12 protein-coding genes are annotated in these 17,248 nt (G+C 47.5%); all 12 read right to left on the bottom strand.

Annotated elements, in window-relative coordinates:
• Nucleotide 1: 1 nt before the first annotated feature.
• Nucleotides 2-1,498, bottom strand: a complete 1,497-nt coding sequence (locus DW183_RS09175) for a spore germination protein (RefSeq protein ID WP_118281697.1) — start codon at nt 1,496-1,498, stop codon at nt 2-4.
• 72 nt (nt 1,499-1,570) lie between these two features.
• Nucleotides 1,571-2,245 carry a GntR family transcriptional regulator gene (locus tag DW183_RS09170; RefSeq protein ID WP_118281696.1) on the bottom strand — a complete coding sequence of 225 codons (675 nt, stop codon included), beginning with the start codon at nt 2,243-2,245 and terminating at the stop codon, nt 1,571-1,573.
• A 6-nt stretch (nt 2,246-2,251) separates the two neighbouring features.
• Nucleotides 2,252-3,124 (bottom strand): 4-(cytidine 5'-diphospho)-2-C-methyl-D-erythritol kinase, encoded by an 873-nt coding sequence (gene ispE, locus DW183_RS09165; RefSeq protein ID WP_118281695.1) that lies wholly within the window; start codon nt 3,122-3,124, stop codon nt 2,252-2,254.
• A gap of 166 nt (nt 3,125-3,290) precedes the next feature.
• Nucleotides 3,291-3,953, bottom strand: coding sequence for a GTP pyrophosphokinase (locus DW183_RS09160; protein WP_118281694.1), 663 nt, complete (start codon nt 3,951-3,953; stop codon nt 3,291-3,293).
• Between the two features lie 30 nt (nt 3,954-3,983).
• A complete protein-coding gene (locus DW183_RS09155; protein WP_118281693.1) occupies nt 3,984-4,247 on the bottom strand; it encodes a hypothetical protein in 264 nt (87 codons plus the stop codon).
• Nucleotides 4,248-4,261: 14 nt separating this feature from the next.
• Nucleotides 4,262-5,023 (bottom strand): TrmH family RNA methyltransferase, encoded by a 762-nt coding sequence (locus DW183_RS09150; RefSeq protein ID WP_118281692.1) that lies wholly within the window; start codon nt 5,021-5,023, stop codon nt 4,262-4,264.
• A 75-nt stretch (nt 5,024-5,098) separates the two neighbouring features.
• Entirely contained in the window at nt 5,099-6,076 is a 978-nt protein-coding gene (gene pfkA, locus DW183_RS09145) for a 6-phosphofructokinase (RefSeq protein ID WP_118281691.1), read from the bottom strand.
• A 44-nt stretch (nt 6,077-6,120) separates the two neighbouring features.
• Nucleotides 6,121-9,603 (bottom strand): DNA polymerase III subunit alpha, encoded by a 3,483-nt coding sequence (locus DW183_RS09140; protein ID WP_118281690.1) that lies wholly within the window; start codon nt 9,601-9,603, stop codon nt 6,121-6,123.
• A 27-nt stretch (nt 9,604-9,630) separates the two neighbouring features.
• Nucleotides 9,631-10,482 carry a type II CAAX endopeptidase family protein gene (locus DW183_RS09135; RefSeq protein ID WP_118281689.1) on the bottom strand — a complete coding sequence of 284 codons (852 nt, stop codon included), beginning with the start codon at nt 10,480-10,482 and terminating at the stop codon, nt 9,631-9,633.
• Nucleotides 10,472-11,332: a patatin-like phospholipase family protein gene (locus DW183_RS09130; RefSeq protein ID WP_118281688.1), complete on the bottom strand. Its 861-nt coding sequence runs from the start codon at nt 11,330-11,332 to the stop codon at nt 10,472-10,474. Before DW183_RS09130 ends, DW183_RS09135 begins: the two co-directional genes overlap by 11 nt.
• A 107-nt stretch (nt 11,333-11,439) precedes the next feature.
• Nucleotides 11,440-13,896: a glycogen/starch/alpha-glucan phosphorylase gene (locus DW183_RS09125; protein ID WP_118281882.1), complete on the bottom strand. Its 2,457-nt coding sequence runs from the start codon at nt 13,894-13,896 to the stop codon at nt 11,440-11,442.
• Nucleotides 13,897-13,928: 32 nt separating this feature from the next.
• Complete coding sequence (ileS, locus tag DW183_RS09120; protein WP_118281687.1) at nt 13,929-17,081, bottom strand: isoleucine--tRNA ligase; 3,153 nt, start codon at nt 17,079-17,081, stop codon at nt 13,929-13,931.
• Nucleotides 17,082-17,248 lie beyond the last annotated feature (167 nt).

The raw sequence follows: 17,248 nt of genomic DNA, 5'->3' as shown, positions 1-17,248 counted from the left end.
GCTATTCGTCTCCTTTCCGACGGAATTTTCTTTTCTGATCCCATTTTGCATGTACCGACCGGTAGAAGATTTTTCCCAGTGGAAAGCGGATCAGTGAGTCCTTACGTCTGGTCTCCTCATCCCCTTTGGCCCCGATAAAAGGTAACAGATAAGGCTGACCGAAACTTTTCAAAAGTGCCAGATGAATGAGGATGGCAAACATGGACCATAGGAAGCCAAAGAAGCCCAGCCACGCGCTCATAAGGATGACAAAAAACTTAAGCATCCTAAAGGCTCCTGCGAATTCCTCATTGGGGATGGAGAAGGAACACAGGGCGGTAAACGCCACCACAATCACAACGATAGGACTGACAATATTGGCATCCACTGCCGCCTGCCCGATGATGAGTCCGCCCACGATACCGATGGTATTACCCATGGCTCCCGGCAAACGCACGCCCGCCTCCCGAAGAAGTTCAAAGGATAGTTCCATCAAAAGGACTTCTACGACAGCAGGAAAAGGCACGCCAAGACGAGCCGCCGCAAAGGACATCAGCAGGGTCGTCGGCAGGATGCCGGTCTGAAAATTCGTAACCGCCAGATACAGCCCCGGCATAGCGACTGCCAGAAAGGACGCCACATAGCGGAGCATCCTGCCAAAGGAAGCCACGATCGGACGCTGATAGTAGTCATCGGCGGTCTGGATAAAGGAGTTGTAGTCTGACGGCACGATCAGCGCCGCCGGAGAGTTATTGCAGAGGATGAGGACTTTTCCATCCAAGACTGCCATGACCGCCCGATCCGGGCGCAGGGTCGACTGGATCTGCGGGAATGGGGACAGCCAGGTTTCTTCCGTCAACTGCTCTGCCATCCCGCTGTCTAGGATCCCATCAATGACAAAATCAGATAGTCTTGCCTTGACATGCTCCAGTAGTCCTTTTTTCACAATCCCATCCATATACACCAGGTTGACCAGGGTGTTAGTGCGCACGCCCAGACTCATATTTTCCACTTTCAGATCTGTGGATTGCAGGCGTTTGCGTAGAAGGGCTGTGTTGATCTTGACATTTTCATTGAATCCCTCGTTAGAGCCACGCAGGACTTTCTCTGAGTCTGTGTCCCGCACGGTCGCCCCCGGATAGCCCTTGTCCGGGATCTTCATGGCATGGGCAAAGCCGTCGATCACCAAGATAGCATCCCCGGTCAAAAGACCGGCGGCTGCCTCCTCTGCCGTGTCATATAAGACCATGTCCGAAAGTCCCTGCCCATTTTCTGCCAACTGCCGCCGAATCTCATTTTCCGGCATGACAGATAACCGGGTCAAAAACTGCCCGATGGCTGTGGTTTCAAACATAACGGACGACATGGTGATCTCAATGTAAAGTAAAAAGCAGTCAATGCCGTGCTCTGCTCCCAGCGTCATATCCCGCTGTAGGATGTCGTCGCAATTTGCGAAGATCTTTTGCATTGCGCCTTTGTCTTCTGCGATCTTTCCTGTGAATTTATATCCTTGCTCCATCCTAACTACCTCTCAAACATTAAAAGAGACAGGCTCTCGCCTGTCTCTTAGTATGGTCTGATAATTTGAAATTTATTCCTGCTCACGGATAACCACGCGCACAGCCTCGATCTGATTTTCCAGATGCGTATGCATGATCGCCTTGACATACTCGCTGTCCTTTTTCTCAAAGCCCGCGATGATCTTGGCATGCTCATCGATCAACTGATTGTAAGTGCTATTGCCCTTGACATATTCATAGCGATAACGATAGGTCTGCTCACGCATATTGTTGACGATAGTCTCCAACTTTGGATTGTCCGCCATGCGATAAATGACATTGTGAAATGCCTCATCTGCCTCCACGATCTTTCGCACATCCCCGGATCTCGTTGCGATCTCAAAATCCTTCATAGACTCTTTGAGTTCCAATAACAATTCCAGTGTCATACGCTGGCATGCCATGCTGACCGCCAGTTCATCCAAAGCATCCCGGATCTCTAAGACATCCTGCAGATCCTTTTCCGTCATCTTAGCAACCTGAGCTCCCTTGCGCGGAATCGTCACGGCAAGTCCTTCCTGCTCCAGCATACGAATCGCCTCACGGATCGGTGTTCTGCTGACTCCCAATTTATTTGCCAAATGCATTTCCATCAAACGCTCGCCCGGCTTGAGATCCCCTCGCAGGATCGCATTACGCAGGGTATTGAATACCACGTCTCGCAGGGGCAAATAGGAATCCATGTCCAACTGTAATTCTTCACTCATTCTCTATTATCTCCTATTATTATATATGGTCGTGCATTGTACGCGATTGGCAAGTCCCGATGCCTCTACTGCACGCTTTGCTCTCTGTAAAGTCTCCTCATCATCAAAAAAACCAAAGACGGTCGGACCACTGCCGCTCATCATGGAAACCACGGCTCCATTCTGCCGCATCAACTCCTTGATCTGTGCGATCACCGGATATTTCTGAATAGTCACATCCTCTAAGATATTGCCCATATGGGATCCCAACGCATGCAGGTCTCCCGCTGTAATATCTGCGATCATGGCATCTATGTCCGGGTGCACCGGATCCTCGATCGCATCCAGATGCTCGTAAACATACTTGGTAGAAACAGAGATGGGCGGTTTTGCGATCAAAACCGGACAACGCATCATCTGGGGAAGTTCTGTCAACTCCTCACCGATCCCTTCTGCCAAAGCCGTCCCCCGCATCAGGCAATAAGGTACATCTGCACCGATCTTTACGCCTCGCTCCATCAGTTCTTTTTTGGTAAGTCCCAGTCCATGGATCCGGTTCATACCATATAAAACGGCTGCCGCATCTGAACTGCCTCCAGCCATGCCTGCCGCAACCGGAATCCTCTTGCTGAGTCGGATCTGTGTACCATCCGTAATGGAAAATTCATCTGCCAGCAACTTGGCAGCCTTAATACAAAGATTATCCTCATTGGTCGGCAGATACTTGGCATTGCTCGTCATGGAAATGCCTGTCTCTGCACTTTTAGACACCGTCACCAGATCATACATATGCACCGTCTGCATGATCATGCGCACCAGATGATATCCATCCTCCCGCACGCCAGTCACATCCAGACCGATATTGATCTTGGCGAGTGCCTTCACTGTCATCTCGTCCATATAAACTCCTCATCGCTTTAGCGATGTATTTATTTTAGTACAATCCCTATTGTATCATTCTCTTTCCAACAGTTCAACCTATTTTTGTATTCAAAAAACAACAATATGCAATGCTACAGACAAGAAAAATCCCAGTCAACCTTCCTTGTTGACTGGGTAAGCAATTCTACTTTTCTTCTGCTTCTTTTTTCTCCTGCTCCTCTTTTGCCTTTAAGATCGCCTCATTTAACATGAGCATCTTTTCGTCAAGTTCGGATACAATCTTGGAACACTCCTGTAAGTCATGGCTGATATACGCCGGTGCATGCCCCTCGAATTTATAATAGATCTTATGCTCCAGACTCGCCCAGAAATCCATGGCGATCGTACGGATCTGGATCTCCACCTTGGTATCTACCATGCGATCGGACAAGAAGATCGGGATCGTAACGATCATATGATAACTCTTATAGCCGCTCGGCTTTGGATTTTTGATATAATCCTTGATGGATAAAACGGTGATATCACTCTGTCTACCAATCATATCCGCCAGACGATAGATATCGGATGTAAAGGAACAGACAATACGCACACCTGCGATATCGTTACAGTATTCGATCATATTCTGAATGGAATCCTCGTATCCATAGCGCTTCAATTTCTTGACAATACTCTCCGGCGATTTCAATCTGGTCTTGACGTATTCAATCGGATTGTACTGATGCACATGCTGGAATTCATCATTTAAGATCTCAATCTTGGTTCCCATTTCTTTCAGTGCTGAATTGTATAAAAGCATTGCCGTATTCCACGACAAAACCGAATCGTCCTGCATCATTATGCTTTCCATTTCTAACTACCCCCTGCTTTTCGACCCATCCTAGTCTTCCTCAATGACATCGATCTCTAAATAATCAAACGGAACTTCTTCCATAAAACAATCTTTGGTAAATCTGGCTTTTGCCTGGCGTTTAAAATCACGCACCGTAACATCCAGCCATAAAGGTCTGCCCAGATCCATATCATAACAAGCCTGATCCAGTGCGCCAAATACCTTGTGCGTTCTCGTCTCATCCGAATTGTCCTCAATGACCAGATCCCGCACCATACGGCTGTCTTTCCACTGTTTGAACCATATACGCAACTTCTTACGTCCTCCTACTTTTGTCTTCTCTGCCTGTTGACCTCATACATGAGTATGCCTGCCGCCATTGCCGCATTCAGAGATTCTACCGATCCCTCCATCGGAATACGCAGATAAGCGTCCGCCATCGCTGCCGTCGCATCCGTCAGACCATTACCCTCGTTTCCGATTAGGAATCCGCAATCAGACCTATAATCAAACATATCATACATTTGCTTTCCTTGCAAATGCGCTGCATATAAAGATATGCCTGCCTCCGAGATTCTATGCAGGTCTTTTTCCCAGTCTTCTGCCACATAAAAAGGCACCCGGTAAAGGCTTCCCATGGTCGAGCGCACGGTCTTTGGATGAAAAAGATCTACCGTCGTCTTGTGCATGATCACACCGGTAACGCCTGCGCCTTCCCCGGTGCGAAACATGGTCCCCAGATTTCCCGGATCCTGAATTCCTTCCACCAAAAGCAGATGTGCCGGGCGCCTGGCAAGAATATCCTCCAGATCATAGGAAGGTCTTTTTACCACAGCAAGCACTCCCTGTGGGGTCTGTGTATCCGACATAGCCTTCATCACCGCGTCACTGACGATCTCATCTACTGGTCCATCCCAGGTATCTTCAAAAGACTCTGCCACATAGATCTCTTCCAGCATTTCTTTTGGCGTCTCAATGACCATGCGCGGGCCCTCTGCGATAAAGACATTTTCCTCGCGACGAAGCCGCGCTTTTTTCTGTAATTGTATAATGTGTTTTACCTGCTTATTTGCGGTGCTTGTGATCATACTTCCTGCCTTTCTGCATGGTAGAAAACCAAAAAAGGGATGATGCACGCGGCATCACCCCTCATATCATTCCTGTTATGAATTGCAAAGCGTATTGCAGATCTCGAACTGATATTCATCAATTCCCTTTGTCATTGCAAGTGCCTCATCAATATCAAAATCAACGAACTCGCCATGACGATAACCTACAACGCGGTTAGATGCTCCCTTGCAAAGCAGGTCAACTGCCAATGCACCCATGGTAGATGCATAAACACGATCCTTACATGTCGGGCTTCCGCCACGCTGCATGTGTCCTAAAATCGTTGCTCTTGTCTCAATACCGGTAGCAGCCTCGATACGTTTTGCCATAGAAGCAGAATGTCCGATACCCTCGGCATTGATGATGATGTGATGCTGCTTGCCCTTTTTCTTGCCCTCGATGATATGGTTGACAAGTGCCTGCTCGTCATAATCATATCTCTCCGGAAGCAATACATCCTCGGCACCGTTGGCAATACCGCACCAGAGTGCTATGTAACCGGCACCACGTCCCATAACCTCGATGATAGAACATCTCTCATGGGAAGTAGAAGTATCACGTACCTTGTCAATGGCTTCCATTGCTGTATTTACGGCTGTATCAAATCCGATCGTGTACTCTGTACATGCGATATCCAGATCGATCGTGCCCGGCAGACCAATCGTATTGATCCCCAGTGTTGCCAACTTCTGCGCTCCTTTGAAGGAACCGTCACCACCGATAACGACCAATCCATCTATTCCATGCTTCTTGCAGATGTCTGCTGCTTTTTTCTGTACTTCTGGTTCAATGAACTCCAAGCATCTGGCTGTCTGCAAGATCGTACCGCCTCGCTGGATGATCTCAGATACACTATGCGCATCCATATCTATGATCTCTTCCTGCAAAAGTCCGGCATATCCACGCTTAATTCCCTTGACCTTTTTACCTCTGGCAATCGCCTGTCGCACGACTGCACGGATGGCTGCATTCATTCCCGGTGCGTCTCCACCACTTGTTAAGACGCCAATTGTCTGTACTTCTTTTGCCATCGTAACTTCCTCCTATAATTTAATCCATTCACTCGACTTATATTCTAATATCTTTTTCTTTGAAATTCAACATTCTTTTCCACAACTTTTACATTTTGTCTGCCAAAAATCTGTGATATTTTCTCCATCGCATCCTCATTTATGGAAATATTCCAATTTGCCGGCATGCGCTTCATCGCCTTGATAGCAGAAATATATACCACAATGTTATCTTCCCCATCCATATCGGCAATGGCATCGAAGAGAGTCTGCTGTTTTGCTTCAAACTCCTCCTTGGTCGCAAACTGGACCCAGAGTTCCTTGCGCACTTCGTCAAATCCATGCATTTCCGTACAGATCAGTTTTGCATTCTTTTCTTCCTCTGCCTGGGCACGTCCCTTGATCAGGACCTTGTTGTCCACTTCCAGAAGATTTCGGTATTTTTCGTATTCTCTGGCAAAGACGATCACTTCCACACTGCCCAAGAGGTCTTCTATGGTGATAAAAGCCATGGTCTGGTTGTTTCTGGTATATTTGATGGTCTTGTCCGTGATCATGCCGCCGATAATGACCATTGCCCCGTCTGCCACAGTCGCCTTATGAGTCTCCTCATCCAGCATAAAATCTCGACAGCCTGCAGTCACGTTCTTTTTTAAAAGTTCTGTATATTTCTCTAAAGGATGCCCGCTGATATAAACACCCAGCACCTCTTTTTCCAATGCCAGAAATTCTTCCTTATCGTATTCTTCCAGATCCGGCATCTTGATCTCAAATTCTTCTTTGATATCATCCGATGCGATGTCAAAGAGAGTCATCTGCCCTGCCATGGAAGATTTTTTATCACTGCTAATCCGATCCATGATGGATGGGAATACCGTGATCATCTGGTGGCGGTTGCCGTCCAGTCCATCCATGGCTCCCGCCTTGATGAGGTTTTCCACCGCACGCTTGTTGACTTCCTTGCCACTGACACGCTTTAAGAAATCCTCGATAGTCTTGTAATCGCCGTTCTGCTGACGCTCTGCCACAATGAAATCCACGACCGGACGTCCAATACTCTTGATCGCATACATGCCATAGCGGATCTTTCCGTCCGATACGGCAAACTTGCCCTCTCCCACATTGATATCCGGTGGTAGGACGTCAATGCCCATCTCCCGGCAGACCATGATGTACTCAGCAACCTTGCCTGCATTATCCAGCACCGAAGTCATGAGGGCTGCCATGAATTCAACCGGATAATAATATTTCAAAAAGGCTGTCTGATATGCCACAACTGCGTATGCTGCCGCATGGGACTTGTTGAAAGCATACTTGGCAAAATCGATCATATCGTCGTAGATCTTATTTGCCACAGCCTCACTGATCCCGTTGGCAATGCAACCCTTGACGCCCTCTTCCTCATTTCCGTAAACAAAGTTCTGGCGTTCCTTTTCCATGACCTGGGTCTTTTTCTTGGACATGGCACGGCGCACCAGATCGCTCCGACCCATAGAATAGCCCGCCAGATCACGCACGATCTGCATAACCTGTTCCTGATATACGATGCAGCCATAGGTCGGGGCTAAGATAGGTTCCAGTTGCGGACAGTCATAGGTGATGGATGCCTTGTCGTTCTTGCCCTTGATATAGGCAGGGATAAAGTCCATTGGTCCCGGACGATACAAAGAGATTCCAGCGATGACATCCTCTAAACTCTCCGGGCGCAGTTCCTTCATGAAATTCTTCATGCCGGCACTTTCCAACTGGAAAATCCCTTCCGTCTTACCGGATGAGATCAGGTCTAAGACCTTTTTATCATCATAATCAATATGATCCATATCCAGCGATACGCCATAATTTTTCTTGACCAACTGGACAGCATCATCAATGACGGTCAAGGTACGAAGTCCCAGGAAATCCATCTTCAAAAGTCCCAGTTCCTCGATCGTCGTCATGACGAACTGGGTTGTGATCGTACCGTCTCCGCCACGCGATAACGGCACATATTCATCCATTGGTTTTTGGGAGATAACGACACCTGCCGCATGCATTCCCGTATGCCTCGGCAGACCTTCCAGACGTTTTGCCGTATCGATCAGCCGCTTGACCTCCGGGTCATCCTCGTACATCTTGCGCAGATCCGGGCTCATTTTCAAAGCCAGATCCAATGTCATGCCAAGATCATCCGGCACTGCCTTTGCGATGGAATCCACATAATTGTATGGCATATCCATGACGCGTCCAACGTCCCGGATGACGCCCTTTGCCTTGAGGGTTCCAAAGGTGACGATCTGGGTCACACAGTCCTTGCCATATTTTTCAATGACATAATCAATGACCTCACCTCGGCGGTTGAAGCAGAAGTCGATATCAATATCCGGCATGGATACACGTTCCGGGTTCAGAAATCGCTCAAACAATAGATTGTAACGGATCGGATCGATATTGGTGATACCGGTCGTATAGGACACCAGACTTCCGGCTGCACTGCCTCGTCCCGGTCCTACTGGGATATGATGTGTTCTGGCATAATTGATAAAATCCCAGACGATCAAAAAATAATCCACATATCCCATCTTTTGGATGGTCTCTAATTCATAAGTCAAACGCGGTTTCAATTCCTCTGCCCGGTCTCCGTAGCGTTCCTGCAAGCCTTCAAAACAGAGTTTGTTGAGGTAGGTCCAGGAGTCGTAGCCCTCCGGCACCTGATAATGCGGCAGTTTTGTCACGCCAAATTCAATCTCTACATTACAGCGGTCAGCGATCTTTTGCGTATTGGCAAGCGCCTGTGGTGCATAAGGAAAAAGTGCCGCCATCTGTTCTTCGGATTTGACAAAATATTGTCCACCCTCGTAACGCATACGGTCGGTGTCGGTCAGTTTCTTGCCGGTCTGGATACACAAAAGGACATCATGCGGCGCCGCATCATCTGCATAGGTGTAATGGATATCGTTGGTGCAGACCAGTTCAATGCCGGTCTCCTTGCTCATGCGCACCAACTGCTGGTTGACCAGTTCCTGCGCCTCGATCCCATGGCTCTGCAATTCCAGAAAATAATTGTTTTCTCCAAAGATGGCACGGTGCTTAAGAGCGATCTCCTTTGCCTCCTCATACATGCCACGCTGCAGATAACGGGGTACCACGCCTGCTAAGCAGGCACTCAGGGCGATGATGCCTTCATGGTATTTTTCCAGTGTCTCCATATCCACACGCGGTTTGTAGTAGTAGCCATCCACAAAACCAATGGAAACGATCTTGATCAGGTTTTGATAGCCGACATTATTTTCTGCCAAAAGCACCAGATGATAATAGCGGTCGTCCCCATGCGACAACTCACGGTCAAAGCGGGAACCCGGTGCCACATAGACCTCACAGCCTAAGATCGGCCGGATGCCCTGTTTTTTACACTCTTTATAGAAATCAATGACACCATACATGACACCATGATCCGTAATGGCAGCCGCATTCATGCCAAGTTCTTTCACGCGCGCCACATATTCAGTTATCTTGTTGGAGCCGTCCAAAAGACTGTACTCCGTATGTGTGTGTAAATGTACAAATGCCATGTCTTTCCCTTTCGTAGTTATGATAAATTACGCCATATTTTTGGCATTCTTGTTCAAGAGCAAAATGCCAAGATAAGTAGCCACCATAGAGCCAAATAAGATACAGAAGAACTGCATCGGTCCATTGCCGCCTAAGGCCAGACCACCGCTCAAAACGCCCACAGCATTGAAACTCATATGCAGGCAGATGCCCATGGAAAGATTGCCTGCCTTTTCCACAAAATATCCAAGCACTAAGCCAAATAAAAAGGTATATACTGCCTGCAGCGGATTCATATGCATACCGGCAAAAAGCAGTGCCTGTACCACATTGGCTGCCCAAAACGGCATAACACGTCTGGCATAAGAAAAGGTCAGTCCGCGGAAGGTCAGTTCTTCACAGATCGGTCCGATCACGACCGTGTAGAGTACCAACGGCAGGGTCAGTGACTCTGACAAGCCCATGCCGTCCATCAAGGTCTCATACTGGGTCAGCCAGTTGGGAAAAAGAACGGAAACTACATTCATCAGATAAGTACACAGATACTGCATCCCAAAAGAAAGCAGGATCACGCCCACAATACAGGTCGCCGGATTTGCCTTCAAAAGCGCAAAGGCTCCCTTTTTTGCACTCTTATCACATACTTTTTTGTAGTACCAGAAGAAAAACAATACGGCTGCAATAGCGGCATATACCAACATAACGCCCACGTTAAAGTCCGTTGATGTCACCGCGTTATAGTAACCCTGAAAGAAGTCCGAAAAACTTCCACTGGTATAAGTGTGTGCCTTATAACAAAAGACAAAAAACATCCCCACAAAAGAAATCGCCATCTGTAAAACAAAGATACAAACGCTCGGCAGAAAGCACTTCCAAATATTTGACAATTTATTTTCCATTTAAAAATTCCTTTATCTGACTCATCTGTTTTTGGGCATCCGCGATCCCGTTATCATACAACTGCATCATTACCGCCGGGTCGGTGGTGTAGGTGCCGATCTTGATGTCTGCGGACGGACAGAAAGTCATAACCTTTCCTTCTTTTTCTAATGTGTCTACCATATCCATCTGCCGGTTATAGACTTTGTGGCGATGGTTGAGATCCTCTACGATCTTTGGGTATTTATGCTTGAGCCCAAGCGTATAGGCGATCTTGCCGCCCTGCGGCTTCATGCGAAAGCCCCGCGGCTTGGAAAAGATCACGATCAAACGGTCGCAGCCATGCTCTAGGGCATGCTCGATCGGCATGGAATCCGATACCCCGCCGTCATAATAGACATGTCCCTCATAAGAAATCGGACGGCATGCCACCGGAAGGGCACAGGTCGCCATGATCGGCTGGTATTCGTTGCGCCGGATCTCATTTTTATTAAAATAGTGAGGCAGCCCTGTCTCGGCATCCGTTGCCGGCAGATAAGCCTCCGTCGGATTGTTATGATAAGCATCATAATCCAGCGGATCGCCGCCTCCCTCATTTGTCATCGTTCCATAAATGTATTGCAATCCAAATAAGGATCCTGTTGTCAGCAGACTGCGCAGACTGATATAGCGCGGATCCTTGACATGTTTGGTGTAATAGCGCATGTTTCGCTCACGCTGCCCTGCCAGAAAAGACGCACTGTTTGCCGCGCCCGCAGATACACCGATGCAGTAATCAAACTGAATCCCCTCGTCTAAAAAGATGTCCAAAACTCCTGCGCTGTATGCGCATTTCATGCCTCCCCCTTCAACGATCAATCCCGTTTTCATCTCTTTGCTCCTTGTGATAGCGTACGCCATAAGCACACGTTTATAAGACGCAATATAACAGCGAGCCGCAGGAAAGCGACCGCTGTCATATGTGCGTAAAATATTTATTATTTGTTTACTGTGATCTTATCCAAATGCCAGATATCATCCACATAGTCCTGAATGGTGCGGTCAGATGAGAACTTACCAACATTGGCAACATTTAAAAGTGCCTTCTTTGCCCATCCGGTCTCATCCATATAGGCTTCCATGACACGCTGCTGTGCCTCTGCATAAGAACGGAAGTCTGCAAGTACAAAATAGGTGTCCGCGTACTGCGTACACTGTGTATTCAAGAGTGAATTGTAAAGGTCACGGAAGAGTTCAGAATCGCTGCCACTGTAAAATCCGTTGACTAACTGGGTCAGGACTTTACGGATATCCTGATCATTGTTGAATATATCCATTGGGTTGTAATCACGGTTCTTCTCATGTGCAATGACTTCCTCTGCACTCATACCGAAGATAAAGGCATTTTCCTCGCCCATTTCCTCAACCATTTCCACATTGGCTCCATCCATGGTACCGATGGTCAGCGCGCCGTTTAACATGAACTTCATGTTGCCGGTGCCGGATGCCTCCTTACTGGCGGTAGAGATCTGTTCAGATACATCCGCCGCTGCAAAGATCCACTCTGCGTTGGATACGCGATAGTCCTCGATAAAGACAACTTTGATCTTGCCTTCGATACTCTTATCGTTATTGATGACCTCTGCCACATTGTTGATCAGTTTGATCGTCAGTTTGGCATTCTTATAGCCTGCTGCTGCCTTTGCGCCAAAGATAAAGGTGCGTGGATAAAATTCTTTTTCCGGGTGCTCCTTGATCTGGTTGTAAAGATACATGACATGCAAAATATTGAGCAACTGTCTCTTATACTCATGCAGACGCTTTACCTGCACATCAAAGATAGATCTCGGATCGACCTCGATGCCATTGTGCTCTTTGATATATTCTGCCAGACGCAGTTTGTTCTGGTATTTGATGTTCATGAACTCATGCTGTGCCTTTTTATCATCCGCATAGAGTTCTAATTTCTTCATCTGGGACAGATTGGTAATCCATTCCTTGCCAATGTGATCTGTCACCCAGTCTGCCAAAAGGCGGTTTCCATGTAAGAGGAAACGGCGCTGTGTGATACCATTGGTCTTATTGTTGAATTTCTCCGGGTACATATCATAGAAATCTTTTAAAGACTGGGTCTTTAAGATCTCTGTATGGAGTTTTGCCACACCGTTGACAGAATAGCCTGCCGCAATGGCAAGATGCGCCATCTTGACCTGTCCGTCACGGATAATACCCATGCGGGCTACCTTACCCTCGTCTCCCGGGAAGCGGTTGCGGATCTCGATCTCAAAACGACGGTTGATCTCCTCAACGATCTGGTAAACTCTCGGCAGTAAGCGGGAGAAGATCTCGATCGGCCATTTTTCCAGAGCCTCTGACATGATGGTGTGGTTGGTATAGGCACAGGTCTTGGTCGTCACTTCCCAAGCCTGATCCCAACTCAAGCCCTCCTCATCCAAAAGCAGGCGCATGAGTTCTGCAACTGCCAAGGTCGGATGGGTATCGTTCATCTGGATTGTGACTTTTTCGTATAATTTACGAATGTCGTCATGATGCTTTTTGTAGCGGCAGAGAATACGCTGCAAACTTGCAGATACAAAGAAGTACTGCTGCTTTAGGCGGAGTTCCTTGCCATAGATATGATTGTCGTTCGGATAGAGAACCTCGACAAGATTGCGTGCCAGATTTTCTTCCTCGACTGCCTTATCATATTCCCCTTTGTCAAAGGAATCCAGACGAAAGACTTCCTTTGGCTCTGCATCCCAAATCATCAGGGTGTTGACCATATTGTTGTCGTAGCCGACGATCGGCATATCATAAGGAACTGCGATCACAGAAGAATATCCCTCGTGGATAAAGTGCAGGTTGCCGTCCTCGCCCTGCTCGGTTCTGACATAGCCGCCAAAACGGACTTCATGTGCATATTCCGGTCGCTTGATCTCAAACGGATAACCGTTCTTTAACCAGTTGTCCGGCACTTCTTTCTGGTAACCGTCCTCAATCTTCTGCTTGAACATACCATAGCGGTAGCGGATGCCACAGCCATATGCCGGATATCCCAAAGTAGAGAGGGAATCCATAAAGCAGGCTGCCAGTCTTCCCAGACCGCCATTTCCAAGTGCAGGATCCGGTTCCTGATCCTCGATCGCATTGATATCAAATCCCAATTCATCCAGACATTCTGAAATCTCATCATAGCAGCAGAGATTGAGCATATTGTTGCCCAATGCCCTGCCCATTAAGAATTCCATAGACATATAATATACGGTCTTGGGATCCTTTTTCTCCATGGTCTTCTGGGTCGCCAGCCAGTTGTCAATGACTTCGTCTTTGACTGCCAGCGCAACTGCCTGATAGACTTCCTGATCGTTTGCCTCCTCAAACTCCTTGCGATATAAGAGTTTGACATTTTCCTTGATCTGTTTCTTAAACGCTTTCTTGTCAAAAGTATGAACCATCTGCTCAGGCTCCTTTCTTCTCAGCAATCTCATTATTGTTTTGAAACTCCCAGAGTAACTTTCTCGCCATTGATGTTCCATTCTTTATTGTATTCGCCCTGGTCGCCTGCTGTGATCTCTGTTGCTAAAACTTCTTTCTTGATTGTATCACAGTTCTCGGCAAAGATGTGACCGACTTTTTCGGCTCCCTGATAGAATACCTTGATCTGATCCATAACTTCAAAGTCTGCTTCCTTACGCATGGTCTGGATCTTGCTGATCAACTCTCTTACAAATCCTTCTTCCAGTAATTCTTCGGTCAGGTTGGTATCCAATACCACCGTCATATCTGCATCGTTTTCTGTCACATAGCCCTCTTTCTGGGTCATGGTGATCAAAAGGTCTTCCTCAGAAAGTTCGATCGATGCATCTACCTCCGGCAGTCTGAGCACGCCATCAGCCTTTAAGCCTGCCATGGCAGCGTTGCCGTCCAGATCTGCAAGTGCCTGCTGGATGCCCTTTAAGAACTTGCCGTATTTTGGTCCTACGGTACGAAGCTGCGGCTTGAAGGTATAGGTAGTAAAGTCTGCCACGTCACCTGTAAAGGTCACTTTCTTGACATTTAACTCATCTGCAATGATATCCATATAGAATGCCGGCAGATCCTTTTCTGCCTTGACATACATCTGACCGATCGGCTGACGGTTCTTGATGTTGGCTGTATTTCTGCAGGCACGTCCCATAACGACGATCTTCAAAAGTTCGTCCATGTTGCTTTCCAGTTCCTTGTCGATCCATGCCTCATTAACAACCGGATAGTCGCACAGATGGATACTTTCCGGCGCTGCTGCATCAATGCTTCTGACAAGGTTCTGATAGATCTCCTCTGTCATGAACGGGATCATTGGTGCTGCTGCCTTACAGATGGTAACCAGACAGGTGTAAAGTGTCATGTATGCATTGATCTTATCCTGCTCCATGCCCTTTGCCCAGAAACGTTCACGGCTGCGGCGTACATACCAGTTGCTCATGTCATCAACAAAAGCATCCAATCCCTTTGCTGCCTCCGGAATACGGTAGTTTGCCAGATTGTCATCCACATCCTTTACAGCCGAATTGAGGCGGGAAAGAATCCACTTATCCATAATGGATAATTTGTCATATTCCAGTGTATATTTTGTTGCATCAAATTCATCGATATTAGCATATAGTACAAAGAATGCGTAGGTGTTCCACAGGGTTCCCATGAACTTTCTCTGACCTTCCTGTACCAGTTTGCCGGAAAATCTCTTCGGGATCCATGGTGCACTTGCTGTATAGAAGTACCAGCGAATCGCATCTGCGCCGTAGGTCTCCAATGCATCAAACGGATCTACCGCATTGCCCTTGGACTTGGACATCTTCTGTCCGTTTTCGTCCTGTACATGTCCAAGTACGATAACATTTTCATAAGGTGCCTTATTGAAAAGCAGGGTGGACTCTGCCATCAGGGAATGGAACCATCCACGGGTCTGATCCACTGCCTCAGAGATAAACTGTGCAGGGAACTGCTGTTCAAATAAGTCTTTATTTTCAAATGGATAATGGTGCTGTGCAAATGGCATTGCTCCGGAGTCGAACCAGCAGTCGATAACTTCCGGTACACGGTGCATGGTCTTTCCACAATCCGGGCAGGTGAAGGTCACGGCATCGATATATGGACGATGGAGTTCTACTTCTGCTGCCTTTGGATCACCGGCACGCTCTGCCAATTCTGCACGGCTTCCGATACATTCCTGGTGTCCGCACTCACATTCCCAGATGTTGAGTGGTGTTCCCCAATAACGGTTACGGGAGATCGCCCAGTCCTGAATGTTTTCCAGCCAGTTGCCGAAACGTCCGCTGCCGATGGATTCCGGGATCCAGTTTACGGTGTTATTGTTGCGGATCAGATCATCCTTTACGGCTGTTTCCTTGATATACCAGGATTCTCTTGCATAGTAGATCAGTGGTGTATCACAGCGCCAGCAGTGTGGATAATCATGCTCAAACTTCGGTGCGGCAAATAACTTACCCTCTTTATCCAGATCGACCAATACATCCTTGTCTGCATCTTTGACAAACTTTCCGGCATAAGGTGTCTCTGCCGTCATCTCGCCCTTGCCGTCAACAAACTGTACGAAAGACAGGTCGTAGTTGCGTCCGACATTGGCATCGTCCTCACCAAAAGCAGGAGCAATATGAACGATACCGGTACCATCACTCATGGTAACGTAGGTATCACAGGTCACGAAATGTCCCTTTTTGTTCTGCTTTGCAGCGGCTTCTGCTGCACATGCATAGAGGGCTTCGTATTCCTTGTACTCCAGATCCTTACCGGTCATGGTCTCCAAAACTTCGTATGCCTTCTCGTCATCCTTTGCCAAAGTTCCGAGAACCTTGTCCAAGAGTGCTTCTGCCATGTAATAGGTATAACCGTCTGCTGCCTTGACCTTGCAGTAAGTCTCATTCGGGTTGACACAAAGTGCAACGTTAGAAGGCAGTGTCCAAGGGGTCGTTGTCCATGCCAGGAAATAAGCATCTTCGCCTACGACCTTGAAACGGACGATGGCAGAACGCTCCTTAACCAACTTGTAGCCCTGCGCTACTTCCTGAGAGGAAAGCGGCGTGCCGCAACGAGGGCAGTAAGGCACGATCTTGAAGCCCTTGTAAAGTAGCTTTTTGTTCCAGATCTCTTTTAATGCCCACCATTCGGACTCGATAAAATTGTCATCATAGGTAACATATGGGTTGTCCATGTCTGCCCAGAAACCAACCGTGCCGGAGAAATCTTCCCACATGCCCTTGTATTTCCAAACAGATTCCTTACACTGCTTTATGAAAGGCTCCATACCGTATTCTTCGATCTGCTCCTTGCCGTCCAGACCCAGTTTCTTTTCTACTTCGATCTCGACCGGAAGACCATGGGTATCCCATCCAGCCTTACGAGGAACATACTTGCCCTTCATGGTCTGATAACGAGGGATCATATCTTTGATGGTACGTGTCTCTACATGACCGATATGCGGCTTGCCGTTGGCTGTTGGCGGTCCATCATAAAAGGTGTAAGTCTCTCCCTCTTTTCTATTCTCCATGGATTTCTTGAAAATGTCATTGTCACGCCAGAATTTCTCTGTGGCTTTTTCTCTCTCAACAAAGTTGAGTTCCGTGTTGACTTTCTTGTACATAGTCGACTTCCTTTCTATCATTTCTTATTCTGAACAAATGCAGTGCATAAAAGAAAAAACTTCCGTCCGTATAGGACGAAAGTTTCGTATACCACCTATAACGCTGTACTTAAAAGTGCCCCGCACCTTTGCATACATGTTCTCTGTAACGTAGAGACTCACGGCTT

It is taken from the genome of Roseburia sp. AM16-25, assembly GCF_003473825.1.
Taxonomy (GTDB): domain Bacteria; phylum Bacillota; class Clostridia; order Lachnospirales; family Lachnospiraceae; genus Pararoseburia; species Pararoseburia lenta.
This window is presented reverse-complemented; position numbering and strand designations above follow the sequence as displayed.